The sequence below is a fragment of the Rhizobium sp. 01T444 genome, from assembly GCF_056398305.1.
On record NZ_JBFTPD010000010.1, the window covers coordinates 143,572 to 160,806 of the forward strand.

At 60.2% G+C, this 17,235-nt stretch carries 14 protein-coding genes; 5 read left to right on the forward strand and 9 right to left on the reverse strand.

What is annotated here, in order from left to right:
* Positions 1-19: 19 nt before the first annotated feature.
* From AC1DTN_RS16195 to AC1DTN_RS16225, 7 genes are all read right to left on the reverse strand, one after another.
* Positions 20-2,470 (reverse strand): GcvT family protein, encoded by a 2,451-nt coding sequence (locus AC1DTN_RS16195; RefSeq protein ID WP_477921708.1) that lies wholly within the window; start codon positions 2,468-2,470, stop codon positions 20-22.
* Positions 2,471-3,346 carry a phosphotransferase gene (locus AC1DTN_RS16200; RefSeq protein WP_477921710.1) on the reverse strand — a complete coding sequence of 292 codons (876 nt, stop codon included), beginning with the start codon at positions 3,344-3,346 and terminating at the stop codon, positions 2,471-2,473.
* A gap of 68 nt (positions 3,347-3,414) precedes the next feature.
* A complete protein-coding gene (locus AC1DTN_RS16205; protein WP_113320467.1) occupies positions 3,415-4,491 on the reverse strand; it encodes an ABC transporter ATP-binding protein in 1,077 nt (358 codons plus the stop codon).
* Positions 4,492-4,507: 16 nt separating this feature from the next.
* A complete protein-coding gene (locus AC1DTN_RS16210) occupies positions 4,508-5,581 on the reverse strand; it encodes a Gfo/Idh/MocA family protein (RefSeq protein ID WP_477921712.1) in 1,074 nt (357 codons plus the stop codon).
* 36 nt (positions 5,582-5,617) lie between these two features.
* Positions 5,618-6,505: a carbohydrate ABC transporter permease gene (locus AC1DTN_RS16215; protein ID WP_376776552.1), complete on the reverse strand. Its 888-nt coding sequence runs from the start codon at positions 6,503-6,505 to the stop codon at positions 5,618-5,620.
* The gene (locus AC1DTN_RS16220; protein ID WP_007814102.1) at positions 6,498-7,457 is read right to left on the reverse strand and encodes a carbohydrate ABC transporter permease; all 960 of its coding nucleotides are present in this window, start codon (positions 7,455-7,457) and stop codon (positions 6,498-6,500) included. The genes AC1DTN_RS16215 and AC1DTN_RS16220 overlap by 8 nt, the downstream gene beginning before the upstream one ends.
* A 6-nt stretch (positions 7,458-7,463) precedes the next feature.
* On the reverse strand, positions 7,464-8,750 hold the full coding sequence (locus tag AC1DTN_RS16225; RefSeq protein WP_477921714.1) for an ABC transporter substrate-binding protein: 1,287 nt from the start codon (positions 8,748-8,750) through the stop codon (positions 7,464-7,466).
* Between the two features lie 207 nt (positions 8,751-8,957).
* Here AC1DTN_RS16225 and AC1DTN_RS16230 point away from each other — a divergent pair, with 207 nt between their 5' ends.
* The 5 genes from AC1DTN_RS16230 (at position 8,958) to AC1DTN_RS16250 (ending at position 14,365) form a co-directional block, all read left to right on the forward strand.
* Positions 8,958-9,632: a TetR/AcrR family transcriptional regulator gene (locus tag AC1DTN_RS16230; protein WP_477921716.1), complete on the forward strand. Its 675-nt coding sequence runs from the start codon at positions 8,958-8,960 to the stop codon at positions 9,630-9,632.
* A 133-nt stretch (positions 9,633-9,765) separates the two neighbouring features.
* Positions 9,766-10,914, forward strand: coding sequence for a Gfo/Idh/MocA family protein (locus tag AC1DTN_RS16235; RefSeq protein WP_477921718.1), 1,149 nt, complete (start codon positions 9,766-9,768; stop codon positions 10,912-10,914).
* A 3-nt stretch (positions 10,915-10,917) separates the two neighbouring features.
* The gene (locus AC1DTN_RS16240; protein ID WP_477921720.1) at positions 10,918-12,081 is read left to right on the forward strand and encodes a dihydrodipicolinate synthase family protein; all 1,164 of its coding nucleotides are present in this window, start codon (positions 10,918-10,920) and stop codon (positions 12,079-12,081) included.
* Between the two features lie 30 nt (positions 12,082-12,111).
* Positions 12,112-12,942, forward strand: a complete 831-nt coding sequence (locus AC1DTN_RS16245) for a sugar phosphate isomerase/epimerase family protein (RefSeq protein ID WP_477921722.1) — start codon at positions 12,112-12,114, stop codon at positions 12,940-12,942.
* Between the two features lie 148 nt (positions 12,943-13,090).
* Positions 13,091-14,365: a Gfo/Idh/MocA family protein gene (locus tag AC1DTN_RS16250; RefSeq protein WP_477921724.1), complete on the forward strand. Its 1,275-nt coding sequence runs from the start codon at positions 13,091-13,093 to the stop codon at positions 14,363-14,365.
* 6 nt (positions 14,366-14,371) lie between these two features.
* Here AC1DTN_RS16250 and AC1DTN_RS16255 read toward each other — a convergent pair whose 3' ends face one another.
* Together AC1DTN_RS16255 and AC1DTN_RS16260 are read right to left on the reverse strand one after the other, a co-directional pair.
* Positions 14,372-15,382: a hydroxyacid dehydrogenase gene (locus AC1DTN_RS16255; RefSeq protein WP_477921726.1), complete on the reverse strand. Its 1,011-nt coding sequence runs from the start codon at positions 15,380-15,382 to the stop codon at positions 14,372-14,374.
* The gene (locus AC1DTN_RS16260; RefSeq protein ID WP_477921728.1) at positions 15,379-17,235 is read right to left on the reverse strand and encodes a DUF2264 domain-containing protein; all 1,857 of its coding nucleotides are present in this window, start codon (positions 17,233-17,235) and stop codon (positions 15,379-15,381) included. The genes AC1DTN_RS16255 and AC1DTN_RS16260 overlap by 4 nt, the downstream gene beginning before the upstream one ends.

A 17,235-nucleotide genomic window follows, 5' to 3' on the forward strand; every position in this document is an offset into this window, starting at 1 on the left:
GCTCACCGTCACAACCGTTCTAAGCCCTTATCCGCTGCATCTCGGGGTCATAGAGTGGTTTCAGGCTGACCTTGCAGGACACGCGCTCGCGCGCGACATCCAGTTCATAATTGCCGGAGAGGACAAAGTCATCCGTTACACCATCAGGGTTACGGACATAGCCGTAACCGATCGGCCTGCCGATGGTGTAGCCGAAGCCGCCGCTGGAGAGCCAGCCGACACGTTTACCGTCACGATAGATGGTTTCGCGGCCGAGCAGAACGACATCGGGATCGTCAGGCACGAAGCAGGCGAGCACCTTCTTTACGCCGCCTTCGAGCTGGCGCTCGATCGCCTCGCGCCCCTTGAAGGGCGTGTTCTTCCGCATTTTCACAGCCCAGCCAAGACCGGCTTCAACTGGCGTGTGGTCGGGGCCGATATCGGAGCCCCAGGCGCGGTAGCCCTTTTCCAGGCGGCAGCTTTCAATGGCGCGGTAACCGGCATTGACGAGGCCGAACTGCCCGTCCGCCGCCATCAGCGCGTCATAGACGGTCGTCGCATATTCGATCGGCACATGCAGTTCGTAGCCGAGTTCGCCGACATAGGTAATGCGCAGAGCCCGCACGGGGCAACCGGCAATGCCGATGGTCCTGACGCGGCCGAAGGGGAAGGCAGCGTTGGAGACGTCGCTGGTCGTGACCTTTTCCAGGATGACACGGGAATTCGGCCCCATCAGCGACAGCACGGTGTAGGCCGAGGTGACATCGACTAGTTCGGCGTGAAGGCCGTCGGGGATGTTGCGCGAGATCCAGTCGAAATCATGCGTGGCAAAGCCGGTGCCGGTGACGATGTAATATTCGTTCTCGGCGATGCGGGCGCAGGTGACGTCGCATTCAATGCCGCCCTTGTCGTTCAGCATCTGCGTGTAAATCAGCGATCCCTCGGGCCTTGCCACATCGTTGGCGGCAATCCATGACAATGCTGCTTCTGCATCCCTGCCCTTCAGCACGAATTTGGCGAAGGAGGTCTGGTCGAAGATGACCGCTGCCTCGCGCACGGCCTTGTGCTCGCGGCCAACGGCATCAAACCAGTTCTGGCGGCCGTAGGTATAGATATCCTTCGGCTCTTCATTGGCGAAGAGATCGGCAAACCAGTTCGGCCGCTCCCAGCCGAGCTTTTCGCCGAAACACGCGCCCTGCGCCTTTAACCGTTCATAAAGCGGCGACTTCCGGCAAGGGCGGCCGCTCGAGTATTCCTCGAAGGGGAAAGCCAGCGTGTAGTGTTTGCCATAGGCCTCCAGCGTTCTCGTTCGAACCCAGTCCGTATCGAAATGCGGGCGGCCGAAGCGGCGGATATCGACCGGCCAGAGATCGTAGGGCGGCTCGCCCTTCGTTACCCATTCGGCAAGCGCCATGCCGGCGCCGCCGGCCGAGGCGATACCGAAAGCGTTGAAGCCGGCGCCGACGAAGAAATTCTTCAACTCCGGTGCCTCGCCGAGAATGAAGTTGCCGTCGGGCGTAAAACTCTCAGGCCCGTTCAGAAGCTGCTTGATGCCAGCATTTTCGAGCGCCGGGACGCGGCCGAGCGCGTGCTCCATGATCTGCTCGAAATGATCGAAATTGCTGTCGAGCAGCGTGTAGTGGAAACCATCAGGGATGCCGTCCAGCGCCCAGCCGATGGGGTTCGGCTCGTAGCCGCCCATGACCATGCCGCCGACCTCCTCCTTGTAATAGGTGAGGCGATCAGGATCGCGCAGGGTCGGAAGATTGGAGGGCACGCCGAAGGATTCGGTGATGATATATTGATGCTCGACGGAGACGAGCGGGACATTGACGCCGAAGCGGGCGGCGAAACTGCGGGTCCATTGGCCAGCGCAGACCACGACCCGCTCGCATTCGATGCGGCCTTGTCCGGTGATGACGGCGCGGATCCTGCCCCTGTCGATTTCGAGATCGAGAACTTCAGTGTCCTCGAAGATAGAGACGCCGGCCATGCGGGCGCCTTTTGCCAGCGCCTGAGTGATGTCGGAGGGATTGGCCTGACCATCCGTCGGCAGATAGGCGGCGCCGACGAGATCGTCTGTCGTCATCAGCGGCCAGAGATCGAAAGCTTCCTGCGGGTTCAGGAGATGCATTTCGAGGCCGAAGGACTGAGCCGTGGTCGCCTGACGCTTGACCTCCGTCCAGCGCTCCTCGTTACAGGCAAGCCGCAGGCCGCCATTCATCTTCCAGCCGGTGCCGAGACCTGTCTCGGCTTCGAGCTTCTTATAGAGATCGACGGAATATCCCAGAAGCTGGGTGATGTTGGCGCTGGTGCGCAATTGACCGACGAGGCCAGCGGCGTGGAATGTCGTGCCTGACGTCAGCTTCTTGCGCTCAAGGAGCACCGTATCGGTCCAGCCGAGCTTGGCCAGATGATAGGCGGTCGAGCAGCCGATGATGCCGCCGCCGATGACCACGGCCTTTGCCGTCTTCGGTAATTGCTTCGTCATTCAATGATCCTGTTCAAATGCCCGATAGGCGCGCTCGAAGCGGGCGAGATTTTCGGCGGTATAGGCAGCGTAGTCGAAATCGATGGTGGAATGGATCTCGGAGATCATACTCCAGAGCGTCTCGCGCAGTAGCGAGGCGCATTTCATGGCCCGATAGCAGCGGCTGAGATCATCCGTCAGCGGTCGATCGAAATAAGTCTCCAGCATGAGGCGCTCCGCCTCGCCCGAAAACTCGCTGTTGGAGGCAAGACCACCGAGATCGAAGAGCGGCGTGTTGAAGCCCGCATAATCCCAGTCGATCAGCCAGAGCCGCCGGCCATCGTCGAGGAAATTAGTGGCCAGAAGATCATTGTGGCCGAAGGCGATTTCGAAGGGACCTGCCGCCTGCTCGAGACGCTCCTCCTTCTGAAGCAGGCCATTCAGCAACGGCACATACGGACTGTTTGCGGACCTCAGGTTCGCTACATAATCCCTGATCACATGGAAGACCCAGAAGATCATCGCCTGACCACGGAAATGGCGGGCCATGTCGTGATGGCAGGCACGGATCAACGGAACGACACGAGCAAGCGTTTCCGGCTTGCGGATGTCTTCGGGCGACAGCGGCGCGGCATCGATGAAATCGAGAACCAGCACACCTGGCACGTGATGGATAACGGCGGGCGAGATGCCGGCCGCATGGGCGGCGCGGCTCGCCGCAAGCTCGTTCTGCCTGCTGATATGATGGACCGGAATATCATCGCCCAGACGTACGACGCGCCGCAGCGCGCCATCTCTCACCAAGTAGTTCCGGTTGGTGAGGCCGCCGGTGATCGGGGTTATGTCGATCGGGCCTTGCCAGATGCCAAGCGCATGAATCCTCTCTTCAGGCGTCACGCGTATCCCCCTCTTAGCCCTCAATGAAATGATGGGCTTGTGAGGGATCGGCTGTCAAGCCGGGCTAATTAGATCGTCTTGCCGGCGTCATCAAAGACGTGACAGCGCGCCGGATCGAAGGAGGCCTTCACATTGGTGCCGCGTTCGACCTTTTGCTGGCCATCGAGTGCGATGGTGAGCGGCTGATTGTCCGGCGTCGTGGCATATAGCATCGTGGCACCGCCGAGATTTTCGACCAGATCGACATTGACGGTCGAAAGGACGGCGCCGCCCTCCGCCAAGGAAAGATGCTCGGGGCGGATGCCGAAGGTGACGTTCTGGCCAGCCTGACCGGCAAGCCTGCGACCGAGCTGAATGGAATTGCCGCACACATTGACGGTCGAGCCAGTGTCCGTGGCGCTCTCGATCTTTGCACTCAGGAAATTCATCTTCGGGCTGCCGATGAAGCCGGCGACGAAGCGGTTGGCCGGGTTGTTATAGAGATCGAGCGGGGCGCCGACCTGTTCGATGCGGCCGGAGTTCAGCACGACGATCTTGTCGGCCATGGTCATGGCCTCCACCTGATCGTGGGTGACATAGATCATCGTGTTGCCGAGGCTGCGGTGCAGGCGGGAAATCTCCACGCGCATCTGCACGCGCAGTTCGGCATCGAGGTTAGACAGCGGCTCGTCGAACAGGAAGATGCGCGGCTCGCGCACGATGGCGCGGCCGATCGCAACGCGTTGGCGCTGGCCGCCTGACAGTGCCTTCGGCTTGCGTTCGAGCAGCTTCTCGATCTGCAGAATCTGCGCGGCGCGGCGCACCTTCGGTTCGATCTCGGCCTTCTTGTAGCCCGCGGTTTCCAGGCCGAAAGCGAGGTTCTTATAGACCGACATATGCGGATAGAGCGCATAGGACTGGAAGACCATGGCGATCCCGCGCTTGGCGGGCGTCACTTCGTTCATGCGCTCATTGTCGAGCAGCAGCGCGCCGCCGGAGATTTCCTCGAGGCCGGCGATCATGCGCAGCAGCGTGGACTTGCCACAACCCGAAGGGCCGACGAAGACGGCGAATTCGCCGGGATCGATCGTCAGGTCGATGCCGTGAATAACGTCGAGTTGGCCATAGCGCTTCTCGACTTTCTGAAGAACGACACTCGTTGCCATGTTCCGAAATCCCCTCTTATTTGGTTCTTGCACGCCAGTCGGCGTATTTCGGGCTGTCAGGACCGATCGGCAGGGCGACATCGGCGCCGCTATCGGAGGATTGATAGATGGCCGTGACCAGTTCCAGCGCGCGTCTTGCATCCGCACTCGTCACGGGAAGCGGTCCTCTGCCCATCAGGTAATCGTGGAAGCGCAGCATCTGCGTGTTGAAGCGCAGCGGCACGGGCTGCCAGTCGGCGATGACGGTATCGATCTTCGCCTGTACTTCATCGTCGGCAGCGATGATCTGCCAGGGGTCTTGGCCGGGCGCATAGGCCTCATGATTGCTTTCGAAGGTGATATTTTCGAAGTGAAGCCTGAGCCGGCTGATTTCGTTCTGCGAACCGAGCGTGCAGGACAGCGAGACGAAGGCACCGTTCTGCATCTGCAGGCTGACTGAGGCGCAATCTTCCACTTCGATCTCGTTGACACGGGTTGCCACGCGGCCGAAGACGCGGGTTGCCGGGCCGGCAAGATAAAAAAGCATGTCGTGCAGATGGAGCGCATGGGTGACGAGGACGCCACCGAGTTCAGTTGCCCATTTGCCGCGCCAGGGCACCGCATAATATTCCGGTTTGCGGCGCCAGAAGGTCTCGACGGAGCCCATGTAGAACTTGCCGGCGAGACCCGCGTCGATGATGCGCTTGGCCTTCTCGACGCCATCGCCATAGCGATACTGGAAGATCGGCATCAGCGTACCCTTGGCAGTCTTTTCTGCCGCGATGATTTCGTCGGCACTGGCGAGCGAGCCGGTGAGCGGCTTTTCACAGACCACATGCTTGCCGGCGGCCAGAGCGGCTATGACCTGCTCCTTATGGATGCCCGGCGGCGTGCAGATATCGATGATCTCGATGCTGTCATCGGCAAGCAGTTCATCGAAGGAGGTTGTGCGCCGTTCGATGCCGAATTCGTCGCCGATCGTCTTCAGGCGCTCCTCGTTCAGGTCGCAGATCGCCGCGACCTTGAACTTGTCCGGATGCGGCAGATAACCCTCGACGATGTGAGAGCGGCCGATACCGCAGCCGATGATCGCGACTGTCTTGATGCTCATGTCATTCTTCCCTGTCTGGCTTTCCTGCCCGATCCATCAACGCTTCATGCCGGTCGTGGCGATGCCTTCGATCAGCAGGCGCTGGAAGAACAGGAAGAAGAAGAACACGGGCACGAGGGTCAGCGTCGACATGGCGAACAATCCACCCCAGTCCGATGCGCTGGTGGAGTCCACGAAAGTGCGCAAGCCGAGCTGGATCGTGTAGGTGTTCATGTCGTTGAGGTAGATCAGCGGACCGAAGAAATCGTCCCAGGTCCAGATGAATGAGAAGATGGCGGCCGTCGCCAGAACCGGGAGCGACAGCGGCAGCATGATCTTCCAATAGATGCGCCAGGCGCTGCAGCCGTCCATCATCGCCGCTTCATCGAGTTCACGCGGGATGCCGCGGAAGAACTGCACCATGAGGAAGATGAAGAATGCGTCGCTTGCCAGGAACTTCGGCACGACCAGCGGCAGGATGGTGTTGACCCAGCCGAGGTCGAGGAAGAGCACATATTGCGGGATGAGCGTCACGTGATAGGGGATCATCAGCGTGCCGAGCATGATCGCGAACCAGAAATTTCGGCCGGCAAAACGCAGCCGTGCGAAGGCGAATGCCGTCAGCGAGCAGGCGATGACATTGCCCGCCACGACCAGCAGCGAGATGACAAGCGAATTCCAGAAGAACCGGCCGAAGGTGATGTCGAGTCCGGTCCAGCCGCGCACATAGGAGGAGAAATCGACCGACGACGGGATGAGCGAGGTCGACGAGAAGATTTCATTTTCCGGCCTGACCGATGCCGACACCATCCACAGGAGCGGATAGAGCATCAGCAGTGAGGCGGCGATCAGCAGCGCATGGATGATGATCGAAGCCGGGAGGCTGCGTTTGGTGATGTCCGATGGCGGCCTGGCCGCGGTGACGGAAGCGGTCATCTCAGTCATCGTAGTGCACCCAGTAGCGCGAGGTCAGGAAGGAGAAGGCGGTGAAAATCGCGATGATCACCACGAGGATCCAGGCGAGCGCCGAGGCGTAGCCCATGCGGAAATTGCCGAAGGCTTCCTGATAAAGATAGAGCGTGTAGAAGAGCGTCGAATTGATCGGGCCGCCCGTACCGCCGGATATGATGAAGGCCGGCGTAAAGGCCTTGAACGCGTCGATCGTCTGCACGACGGCGTTGAAGAAGATCACCGGCGTGAGAAGCGGCAGGGTGATCTTGTAGAACTGGCGGAATTTCGAAGCGCCATCGAGGCTTGCGGCCTCATACATATCCTGCGGGATCTGCCGCAGACCGGCCAGGAAAATGATCATCGGCGAGCCGAACTGCCAGACGGAGAGAGCCACCAGCGTATAGATCGAATAGCTTGGATGCGAGATCCAGCTCGGGCCGACGATGCCGAATTGTGCGAGCGCGGCGTTGACGAGGCCATCGCTGGCGAAGAGCTGGCGCCACAGCACGGCAATCGCAACGCTGCCGCCGAGAAGAGACGGAAGGTAGAAAATCGCGCGGTAGATCGGCAGCCCACGCAGACCCCTGTTCAATGCCAGAGCGACGAGCAGGGCGAAGGTCAGCTTGAACGGAACCGACAGCACGACATAGGTCAGCGTGACTGACATGGCCGATGCGAATTTCGGATCGGCCGTTGCGATGCGCACGTAATTTGCGGCCCCTACCCAACCCGGCGCCCTCAACATGTCGAAGTCAGTGAAGGAGAGGTAGAGCGAAATCAGGGCCGGGCCGAGCGTGAGGCCAAAGAAGCCTACCAGCCACGGCAGCAGAAAGAGATAGCCAGGAGCATTGGCATTCCACAGGCGCCGAAAGCGTCCGTCAGCCTTTACTCCCTGATATCTTTCCACGGTTACCGTCCCTGCGGACGTGCGCATCGCATTGGTCATATGAGATCAACCCCGCGCGAGAATTCGCGTGATTTCATCCACGAGTTGCTTGCCGGCATCGGCCGGCGTAAGCTGGCCGAAAGCTACCTGCTCCGAGATGGTGCGCAGCACGACCTGGCCTTCGCCGGCGCCGGTCGGCGGCGGGGGCGGAAGCGGACCGGCGAGATCGCCGAGACCGGCGACATATTCGAGCGGGATCTTGCCGGTTTCATCGAGCGTGCCGGCGACGACTTCGCGCATCGCCTTCGATTCCGGAATGCCGCGCTCGACATCGAGTATCTTGGCGGCATCGGGGTTCTTGACGAAGAAGTTGACGTAATCGACAGCCTGATCGATCACCTTCGACTGTGCAGAGACCGAGAAGAACATCGAAGGTTTGCGATAGTGGCCGCCCTTCGAGTCCGGCTTGATCCGCAGGTAGTTGCTGAGCATCAGCTTGTCCTTGACCATCGCCTGATAGCCAACGAACTGGTTGGAATGGGCATAATCGCAGGCAGCCTTACCAAGGGTCAGCGGGCTGGTGTCGATCGTATCCTTGTAAAGCGCCTGAATGTCAGGCGTTACGCAAGCTTTGGCTTCGCGGAACTTGGCCCACATGTCGAACCATTCCGCGGCGTCGTCCGCGCCGAAAGCGATCTTCGAATCGGCCGTGTACAGCGCCTTGCCGCGCTGGCGTACATAGTTTTCGAAGAGCGGTTCGCCGCCGCTGCCATCTGCAAAGCCGAAATAGCCCTTGCGCTTGCCGGCCTTGGTGATTTCGGCACCGATCTTGCCGAACTCTTCCCAGGTCGTCTTGTTGGTCGGCACATCGATGCCGGCTTCCTGGAAGGCGACGGTGTTGATGACCGTGGCCGCCGAATTCGCGCCGAGGCTGACGCCGTACAAGTGGCCATCGACCTTGCCACCTTCGATCTGTGCCGGATCGAAATCATCGATCTGCAGTTTCGACGGCATATAGGACTCCAGCGGGGCAAGAGCGCCGCGCCGGGCGTATTCGACGATATAGCGGTAGTCCATCTGGATGACGTCGGGGGCGTTGCGGCCAGCCACCTGCGTGGCGAGACGCGGCCAGTAATCAGCCCATCCGAGGAATTCGCCGGTGATCGAAACACCGCTGTTCTTCGTCTTGAAAAGGTCGGAGACCTTGTTGGTGCGGTCCGCGCGCGGCTGAGAGCCCCACCAGATGAGGCGCAGGCGGTTTTCCTGGGCAAAAGCGCTGTTTCCGAGCGCTGACAGCGAAAGGAGCGTTGCTCCACCCGCCATGAAATTACGTCTGCTTACACGAAAAGACATATTGGTTTTCCTCCTCCCAATAGGAAGCGCCTCCACACGCTTCCTAACTAGCTATCTTGCAACAAATAACTAATTGGTTACAAGCTATGTTCAAAGCCTCCGGGCTGTCAAGCGGTGTTGGTGGCCCGGTTGCGTTTGCAAAATCGGGTTTTTACATTCTTCCGCCTAAGCCTTATCAGCGCAACATGGGAAAATAGGGGAAATCTGATGAACGACACCGGGGAGAGCGCAAAAAAGAAAATCAAGCGCCCGTCCGCCGAGCGAACCGCCCAACGCGACCCGGAGCGTACCCGTGCGGCCATTCTTGAAGCCGCGACGCGGGAATTTGCCGAAAACGGCATGGGTGGTGCGCGTGTCGATTCCATCGCCGAGCGTGCCGGCACCAACAAGCGCATGCTCTACCACTATTTCGGCGACAAGGAGCAGCTTTATCTGCGTGTGCTGGAGGAGGCTTATGTCAGCATCCGCACTGCCGAACGCGCACTGAACATCGGCACCCGCAGCCCTGAGGAGGGCATTGGGGAACTTGCCCTCTTCACCTGGCGCTACTTCCTGCAGCATCCGGAGTTCCTCAGCCTGCTCGGCACGGAAAACCTGCACCGCGCCCGCTGGTTGCGCCAGTCCGTGCGGCTCAAGGAGTTGCATTCGCATCTGATCGGCGAGCTTTCACAGGTACTGGAAGAAGGCAAGAAGGTGGGTGTCTTCATCGAGACCGCCGACCCACTGCATGTCTATCTGACGATCGCCTCGCTCGGCTATTTCTACCTCTCCAACCAGTACACACTTTCGACGATCTTCGGCCGCGATCTCATTACGCCTGCCAATCTCGAAGCCTGGGAACGACATATCGTTCACGTCACGCTCGCCTCGATAAAGCGCTGATTTTCAAAAAACCGAATTGGCTATTGACAGCAATATTCCTCTTCTGCCATCAAGTAACTGTTTAGTTACCGGCTCGGGAGGGCCGGGCCCGACTGCCCGCTCCCGACGCATAAAAGCTTCCAGGGAGGGAAAAATGGCACGTTTGGGGATCATTTTGCACGGCGTTACTGGCCGTATGGGCTACAACCAGCACCTCGTTCGGTCGATCCTGGCCTTCCGCGATCAAGGCGGCATCACGCTGAAATCAGGCGAAAAACTGGAAATCGATCCCATCATCGTCGGCCGTAACGGCGCGAAGATGGAGGAGCTTGCCCGCAAGCATAATATCAAGCGCTGGTCGACCGATCTGGATGCCGCGCTCGCCAATCCCGATGACACCATCTTCTTCGATGCCGGCACGACGCTGATGCGCGCCGAGCTTCTCACCAAGGCGCTCGATGCCGGCAAGCATGTCTATTGCGAAAAGCCGATTTCCGACGATCTGCAGGTCGCGATCGACCTTGCGCGCGAGGCGCGTGCTTCGGGCCTCAAGCACGGCGTGGTACAGGACAAGCTGTTCCTGCCTGGCCTGCGCAAGCTGGCGCTGCTGCGCGATTCCGGCTTCTTCGGCAAGATCCTCTCAGTGCGCGGCGAATTCGGCTACTGGGTCTTCGAAGGCGACTGGGGCGTCCCGGCGCAGCGCCCGTCCTGGAATTATCGCAAGGCCGATGGCGGCGGCATCATACTCGATATGCTGTGCCACTGGCGCTATGTGCTCGACAATCTCTTCGGTGAGGTGAAGGCCGTTTCCTGCCTGGGCGCGACCCATATTCCCAGCCGTATCGACGAACAGGGCAAGCCCTATAATTGCGACACCGATGATGCCGCCTATGCGACCTTCGAGCTGGAAGGCGGCGCGATCGCGCAGATCAATTCCTCCTGGGCCGTACGCGTTCGTCGCGACGACCTCGTGACCTTCCAGGTGGACGGCACGCATGGCTCGGCCGTTGCCGGCCTCACCAAGTGCTGGAGCCAGCACCGCGTCAATACGCCGAAGCCTGTCTGGAATCCTGACCAGCCGCAGACCATCGACTTCTACAAGACCTGGGACGAAGTGCCGGATACGCAGGTCTTCGACAACGGCTTCAAGGCGCAGTGGGAAATGTTCATTCGCCACGTCGTCGAAGATGCTCCCTGGCCCTACGGCCTGGAAGCCGGCGCCAAGGGCGTGCAGCTTGCAGAACTCGGCCTGAAATCCTGGGCCGAGCGCCGCTGGCTCGACGTTCCCACGCTGGAGTTCTGAGCCGTGACGACGATCAATCTTCCCCTCGACGGCAAGATCGCTCCTTATACACTGACCGGCACGCCGATCGAACTCAAGAAGCGGGACGCCAAGAGCTTCCCGCGTATCGCCTTTGCCGCCGCCCATGTGGTGGCCGATCCGCTCGCCGACAATGATCCGTGGCTGACACCGGTGATCGACTGGGAACGGACGCTTGCCTTCCGCCATCGGCTTTGGGACCTCGGCCTCGGCGTGGCCGAGGCGATGGATACTGCACAGCGCGGCATGGGCCTCGGCTGGCCGGAAGCCCGTGAGCTGGTCCGCCGCGCGCTTGGCGAAGCAGCCGGACGCAAGGACGCGCTGATTGCCTGCGGCGCCGGCACCGACCATCTGACGCCCGGCCCCGACGTGACCATCGATACGATCATTAGGTCTTATGAAGAGCAGATCGAAACGGTGGAAGCTGCCGGCGGTCGCATCATCCTGATGGCAAGCCGGGCACTGGCCGCCGCCGCCAAGGGGCCGGATGACTATGTCAGGGTCTATGACCGCATTCTTCGCCAGGTAAAAGAACCTGTCATCATCCATTGGCTCGGCGAAATGTTCGACCCGGCGCTTCAGGGATATTGGGGCAATGGCGACCATCTGAAGGCGATGGAAACCTGCCTGCAGGTGATCGAAGCCAATGCCGCCAAGGTCGACGGTATCAAGATCTCGCTTCTTTCCAAGGAGAAGGAAGTCACGATGCGCCGGCAGCTGCCGAAGAGCGTGCGCATGTACACTGGCGATGATTTCAACTACGCCGAACTGATTGCCGGCGACGAGCAGGGCCATTCGGATGCGCTGCTCGGCATCTTTGACGCCATCGCGCCTGCGGCTTCGGCCGCACTCGACGCGCTTGGCCGTAAGAGCAACCACGAATTCTTCGATCTGCTCGACCCGACAGTTCCGCTGTCGCGCCACATCTTCAAAGCGCCGACCCGCTTTTACAAGACCGGCGTCGTCTTCCTCGCCTATCTCAACGGCTTGCAGGATCATTTCACAATGATCGGCGGCCAGCAGAGCACGCGCTCGCTCACGCATCTGGCGGAGCTTTTCCGCCTGGCCGACAAGGCCCGGGTTCTGGCCGATCCGGACCTTGCAACTGATCGCATGAAGCAGGTGCTTGCCGTCCACGGCGTTCACTGAACGTCAGCATGGCAATGGGAGGGGAATGACATGCAGGTCGAAGGACTTTCGATCAACCTTGCGACAATCCGCGAGCAATGTGGCTTTGCCGAAGCCGTCGATATCTGCCTGAAACACGGCATCACCTCGATCGCGCCCTGGCGCGATCAGGTCGCCAAGGCCGGCCTCGACGAGGCAGTGCGCATCGTCAAGTCGAACGGCATCAAGCTGACCGGGCTTTGCCGCGGCGGCTTCTTTCCGGCAGCGAACGAAGCCGAGTGGCAGAAGAACCTCGACGACAACAGACGCGCCATCGACGAGGCGGCAGCCTTTTCGGCCGATTGCCTCGTGCTCGTCGTCGGCGGTTTGCCTGATAGTTCGAAGGATATCGTCGCGGCCCGCCAGATGGTGTTCGACGGCATTGCCGCCGTGCTACCGCATGCGCAGGCCTCGGGCGTGAAGCTCGCGATCGAGCCATTGCATCCGATGTATGCGGCCGACCGGGCTTGTGTAAACACGCTCGGCCAGGCGCTCGATATGTGCGAGCAACTCGGCGAGGATGTCGGCGTCGCCGTCGATGTTTATCACGTCTGGTGGGATCCCGATCTGGCCAACCAGATCGCCCGCGCTGGACGGATGAAGCGCATCTTTGCCCATCACATCTGCGACTGGCTGGTGCCGACCAAGGACATGCTGCTTGACCGCGGCATGATGGGCGATGGCGTCATCGATCTCAAAGGCATAAGACGGATGGTGGAAGCCGCCGGCTTCTTCGGCGCGCAGGAGGTCGAAATCTTCTCGGCTGAGAACTGGTGGAAGCGTCCGGCCGACGAGGTGATCGCCACCTGCGTCGAGCGCTTCAGGAGCTGCTGCCAAGTCTGATTCTAGAGCATGTCCGTTTTTCTTCGAAACACGGACATGCTCTATCTCTTTGTTTTCACGCAATTCCGGACGCAAAACCGCTGCACACTTTTGCTGGAATTGCTCTAAAGTCCAATCGTTTCATCACGTATGAAGGAGGAATCATTCGATGGAGAAACGCCGTTTTGCCCTGATCGGCACCGGTAACCGCGGCACCACGATGTGGGGCAAGGAACTCTTGGCCGGCTGGCGCGAGCATGTCGACCTAACTGCGATCGTCGAGAAGAATTCTCTGCGCGGCGAGCGCGCCCGCACCATGATCGGCAGCAATGCACCGCTCTATGAAAACATCGATTCGATGCTCATAGAGCAGAAGCCGGATCTCGTTATCGTCTGTACGCCCGACCATACGCATGACGATATTGTGGTGCGGGCGTTGGAATCCGGCATCGACGTCATCACCGAAAAGCCGATGACCACCTCAGTCGAGAAGATTCGCCGGATTCTGGACGCCGAAAAGCGTACCGGCCGCCGGGTCGACGTCTCCTTCAACTATCGCTATGCGCCGACGGCAGCAAAGATCAAGGAGCTCCTGAATTCCGGCGAGATCGGCCGCGTCACCTCAGTCGACTTCCACTGGTATCTCAACACAAAGCATGGCGCCGACTATTTCCGCCGCTGGCATGCCTATACGGAAAATTCCGGCAGCCTCTTCGTTCACAAGGCGACGCATCATTTCGACCTTCTGAACTGGTATCTCGACAGCGATCCTGACGCCGTGACCTCTTTTGCCGACCTGCAGAATTACGGCCGCAAGGGTCCCTTTCGCGGCCCGCGCTGCAAGCTCTGTCCGCACACGCAGGAATGCGATTATTACCTCGACCTCGAAAAGGATCCCTTCCTCGACACGCTCTATGAGGATCCCTCAAGGATCGACGGCTATTTCCGCGACGGCTGTGTCTTCCGCGAAGACATCGACATTCCCGATACGATGGTCGCTTCGATCCGCTACCGAAACAATGTCCATGTCTCCTATTCACTGAACACGTTCCAGCCGATCGAGGGCCATCACCTCGCCTTCAACGGTACCAAGGGCCGTATCGAAATCCGCCAGTATGAAGCACAGCCCTGGGAAGAGCCGAAGGAAGATACGATCCTGCTGATCCGCAGCTTCCCGCATGGCAAGGAGGCCGTCGAGCGCATCACGGTGCCGCATTTCTCCGGCGGCCATTACGGCGGTGACGACCGGATGCGCAACATGATCTTCAAGCCCGACATGCAGGACAAGCTCGCGCAGCGGGCCGGCACCCGCGCCGGCGCCATATCCGTGCTCTGCGGCATCGCGGCGCTGACGAGCTCGCGCACCGGCAAGGTCGTCAATATCTCCGACCTGATGCCGGAGCTTGCCAACGACGGTTCGCCGAACTCACTGAAGGCGTCGTAAGACGCTTCAGGCGGTATTTTCCAGGTTTTCAAGGGTGAGCCGGTAGAGCAGAGGCTCGCCCTTGATGAAGCGTTCGGCTTCATCCGCTGCCATTTCACCAAGGCGAGTGCGCTCGAGGCCGACGGCACCGGCGATATGCGGTGTCAGGAAGACGTTGCGCAGGTCGTAAAACGCCGATTCCGATCCCGGTATTTCGGGATCGGTCACATCGATAATGGCGTCGATACGGCCGGTCTTTAACACGTCAAGCAAAGCGTCCTCATCGATCAGCGCGCCGCGCGCGGTATTGATCAGCGTCGCGCCATCCTTCATCAGCGCCAGTTTTGCGGCATCGATCATACGGTAGGTGGACGGCAGTGATGGCGCGTGGAGGGAGACGATATCCGAATGACGCATGAGATCGTCGAGCTCCACCTTGTACACGCCCATTCCGCGCGCCTGACCGGCATCGATGGTCGGATCGAAGAGCAGTACCTTGTAATCGAAGGGCTTCAGCAGATCGATGACGCGGCGACCGATGCGTGACGCACCGATGATGCCAACCGTGCGGCGATAATTGCCGATGGCCTCACGCTGCATCGGATGGGTGCGATCGCGATGGCGGTCGCCGACATAGAGGTCGCGGAAACGGAAGACATGTTTGCCGGCAAAGATGATTGCGGCGAGCGTGAATTCGGCGACCGGCACGGCATTGGCCTCGGCCGCATGACTGACGACGACGCCGGCCTCGAAAATGCCGGGATCGACGAGGCCCTTCACCGTTCCCGCCGCATGAACGACGAGCTTCAATTTCGGCGCAAGCGCCAGAACCTCGCGACCAACATAGGGTGCACCCCAGCCTGTAATTAGGATTTTCGCCTCGGAGAGCAGTCGCTTCGCCCGCTCGTCGTCGAAGTGCTGAAGCGGTTCGGCATCGAGCAGGCGCCCGATGCCATCCAGCCGGTGAAGGACCGCCTCGGGCAACACATGCTCCGTGCGGGAAGGCTGCATGGCGAGGACGATGGCAGCACGGCTCATGGCATATGTCCTGGCGCTTCGATGGCGCTGACGGACACGCCCTTCTCGCTGACCAGCTTCCGGAGCACAGCGATATCGGGTGCTTTCGGCGGCGCGGTCCATGCCCCCGATGCGGCAGCCGGATCGTTCAACGCGAGTACAGCCGCGACCAGAACTGTTTCGCCGGCCGGAATCTCACCGCGGAGCTGGGGCACGAGCGTCTTGGAAACGATCAAGTTGGTATTCGGCAGCGCCTTCTGAGCAAGGCCGTTTCGCTTGATCGAAGAACCGAGGTCGACGATGCCGGTGAAATCCACCTCGCCGATCGCATGAGCCGAGCCTTCAGCCGCTGAAAGCGTGTCCGCATCGAGATCGCGTTTGGCAATCGCGAAGCCGCCTTCCGCGGTCTGCAGCGGGCGTGGTGTTGTGATGCGGTGGACGCGGATATGCCACGGGGCCGATGGTACGAGCCAGGTTTCGACCTTCACGTCCTTGAAGGCTGACCATCTGGAGTAAAGGATGTTGCCGGCGATCTTCGCTTCTTCATTGGTTTCGCGGACGCGGTAATGCACGCCGTCATCGCTGAAGGCGAGTGCGGAATCGAAGGCGCCAAGTGCGAAGGCTCGCTCGTCAGCCTCGACGCTGAAACCGTAGCGGGCGGAATAGGCGAATTTTGCATATTTCTCCGTGCCGAAGCGCATCTGCAGATTTTCCTGACCAGACGAGAGCGCCACGACATCATTACCGGCACGCATGACCACCATGCCCGGATGACGCTGCGGAACGACCTCGGGGGTTTGCTCAGGCGCCTTTTCCTCTGCGGTCCAGAAGGGATGATCCTCGGCGATGGCGAGCGGTAGGAAGGCCTTGAAGGCCCAGTAGGGTGAGCCGGCAGAATTATAACTCTCTGACATCAAGAGGTTCGGGTAGCCGAAGCCAATGGAGAGAACGCCATCGTGGCTGGCGATCGGCTTGTCCCGCCACCAGCGCAGATGCTCGAGGCAGAGATGCTTGACCTCGCCCCAAGGCAACGCCTCCAGATCGGCGAAGGCGAGCGCCGACCAGAAACCGGCACAGGCGAAACGATAGGTGAGGCTGCGGCCGAAGGGGATTGTCGCGCCATCGGGCGCAAACCAATGGCGGAAATCCTTGGCGAAGAGGACGGCACGCTCGCGGTAGCGTTTGGCATAGTCGTCATCGACCAGCTTGGAATAGATCAAGCCGTAGAAATGCATTGCGAAGGGAATGTAGTGGTCGACGCGGCGGATATTGCCGTCACGGTACCAGCCGTCGCCAATGTAGAAACCTTCGAGTTCCTCAAGATATTGCTTGGTCAGGCTGCGGTCGAAATCGGCGCCGAGTCGGTCGAGAGCGATATCGACGAAGATCCGGAAGAACTTCCAGTTGTTGTCGGCATAGTCGAACTGCCGGACATGCTTGAAATAGGCGACGATATTGTCGCGAGCGCGCTTGTCGAGCGGCTCCCAGATCTTATCGGGTACCAGCGCCAGGGCAAAACCGAGGGCGGCGAGCTCCACCATGCGCTGGTCGCGTGCATTGACCGTGCCCCAATATTCAGGATGGGACGGATCGCAGCCATTGGCGAGCCCCTCGGCAAAGCGGTGCCAATGGGCGAAATCATTCTTGCCAGCGCCGAGCGGTGCAAGACCCCAGAGTGGACGTGCGAAACCTTCAAGATCAGCAGCGGCCCGGTCGAAATGAGCGCCGGCGCCATCGAGGCGAACACGGGCATTGCCATCGGAGAAGAATGGCAGCAGCGGATTGAAGAGATCGTTGACAGCGCGGATCATGTCGGCGCGGGTCTTCAGCGGATTGCCTGCAAGCGGATTGGCGCTGGCGGGATCATAGGTCAT

Excerpts from the sequence above, each read along its gene's own strand:
- AC1DTN_RS16205 (WP_113320467.1), bottom strand. The coding sequence starts at position 4,491 with ATGGCAACGAGTGTCGTTCTTCAGAAAGTCGAGAAGCGCTATGGCCAA.
- AC1DTN_RS16230 (WP_477921716.1), top strand. The coding sequence starts at position 8,958 with ATGAACGACACCGGGGAGAGCGCAAAAAAGAAAATCAAGCGCCCGTCC.
- AC1DTN_RS16220 (WP_007814102.1), bottom strand. The coding sequence starts at position 7,457 with ATGACCAATGCGATGCGCACGTCCGCAGGGACGGTAACCGTGGAAAGA.
- AC1DTN_RS16250 (WP_477921724.1), top strand. The coding sequence starts at position 13,091 with ATGGAGAAACGCCGTTTTGCCCTGATCGGCACCGGTAACCGCGGCACC.
- AC1DTN_RS16245 (WP_477921722.1), top strand. The coding sequence starts at position 12,112 with ATGCAGGTCGAAGGACTTTCGATCAACCTTGCGACAATCCGCGAGCAA.
- AC1DTN_RS16210 (WP_477921712.1), bottom strand. The coding sequence starts at position 5,581 with ATGAGCATCAAGACAGTCGCGATCATCGGCTGCGGTATCGGCCGCTCT.
- AC1DTN_RS16215 (WP_376776552.1), bottom strand. The coding sequence starts at position 6,505 with ATGACTGAGATGACCGCTTCCGTCACCGCGGCCAGGCCGCCATCGGAC.
- AC1DTN_RS16235 (WP_477921718.1), top strand. The coding sequence starts at position 9,766 with ATGGCACGTTTGGGGATCATTTTGCACGGCGTTACTGGCCGTATGGGC.
- AC1DTN_RS16260 (WP_477921728.1), bottom strand. The coding sequence starts at position 17,235 with ATGACCTATGATCCCGCCAGCGCCAATCCGCTTGCAGGCAATCCGCTG.
- AC1DTN_RS16195 (WP_477921708.1), bottom strand. The coding sequence starts at position 2,470 with ATGACGAAGCAATTACCGAAGACGGCAAAGGCCGTGGTCATCGGCGGC.
- AC1DTN_RS16255 (WP_477921726.1), bottom strand. The coding sequence starts at position 15,382 with ATGAGCCGTGCTGCCATCGTCCTCGCCATGCAGCCTTCCCGCACGGAG.
- AC1DTN_RS16225 (WP_477921714.1), bottom strand. The coding sequence starts at position 8,750 with ATGTCTTTTCGTGTAAGCAGACGTAATTTCATGGCGGGTGGAGCAACG.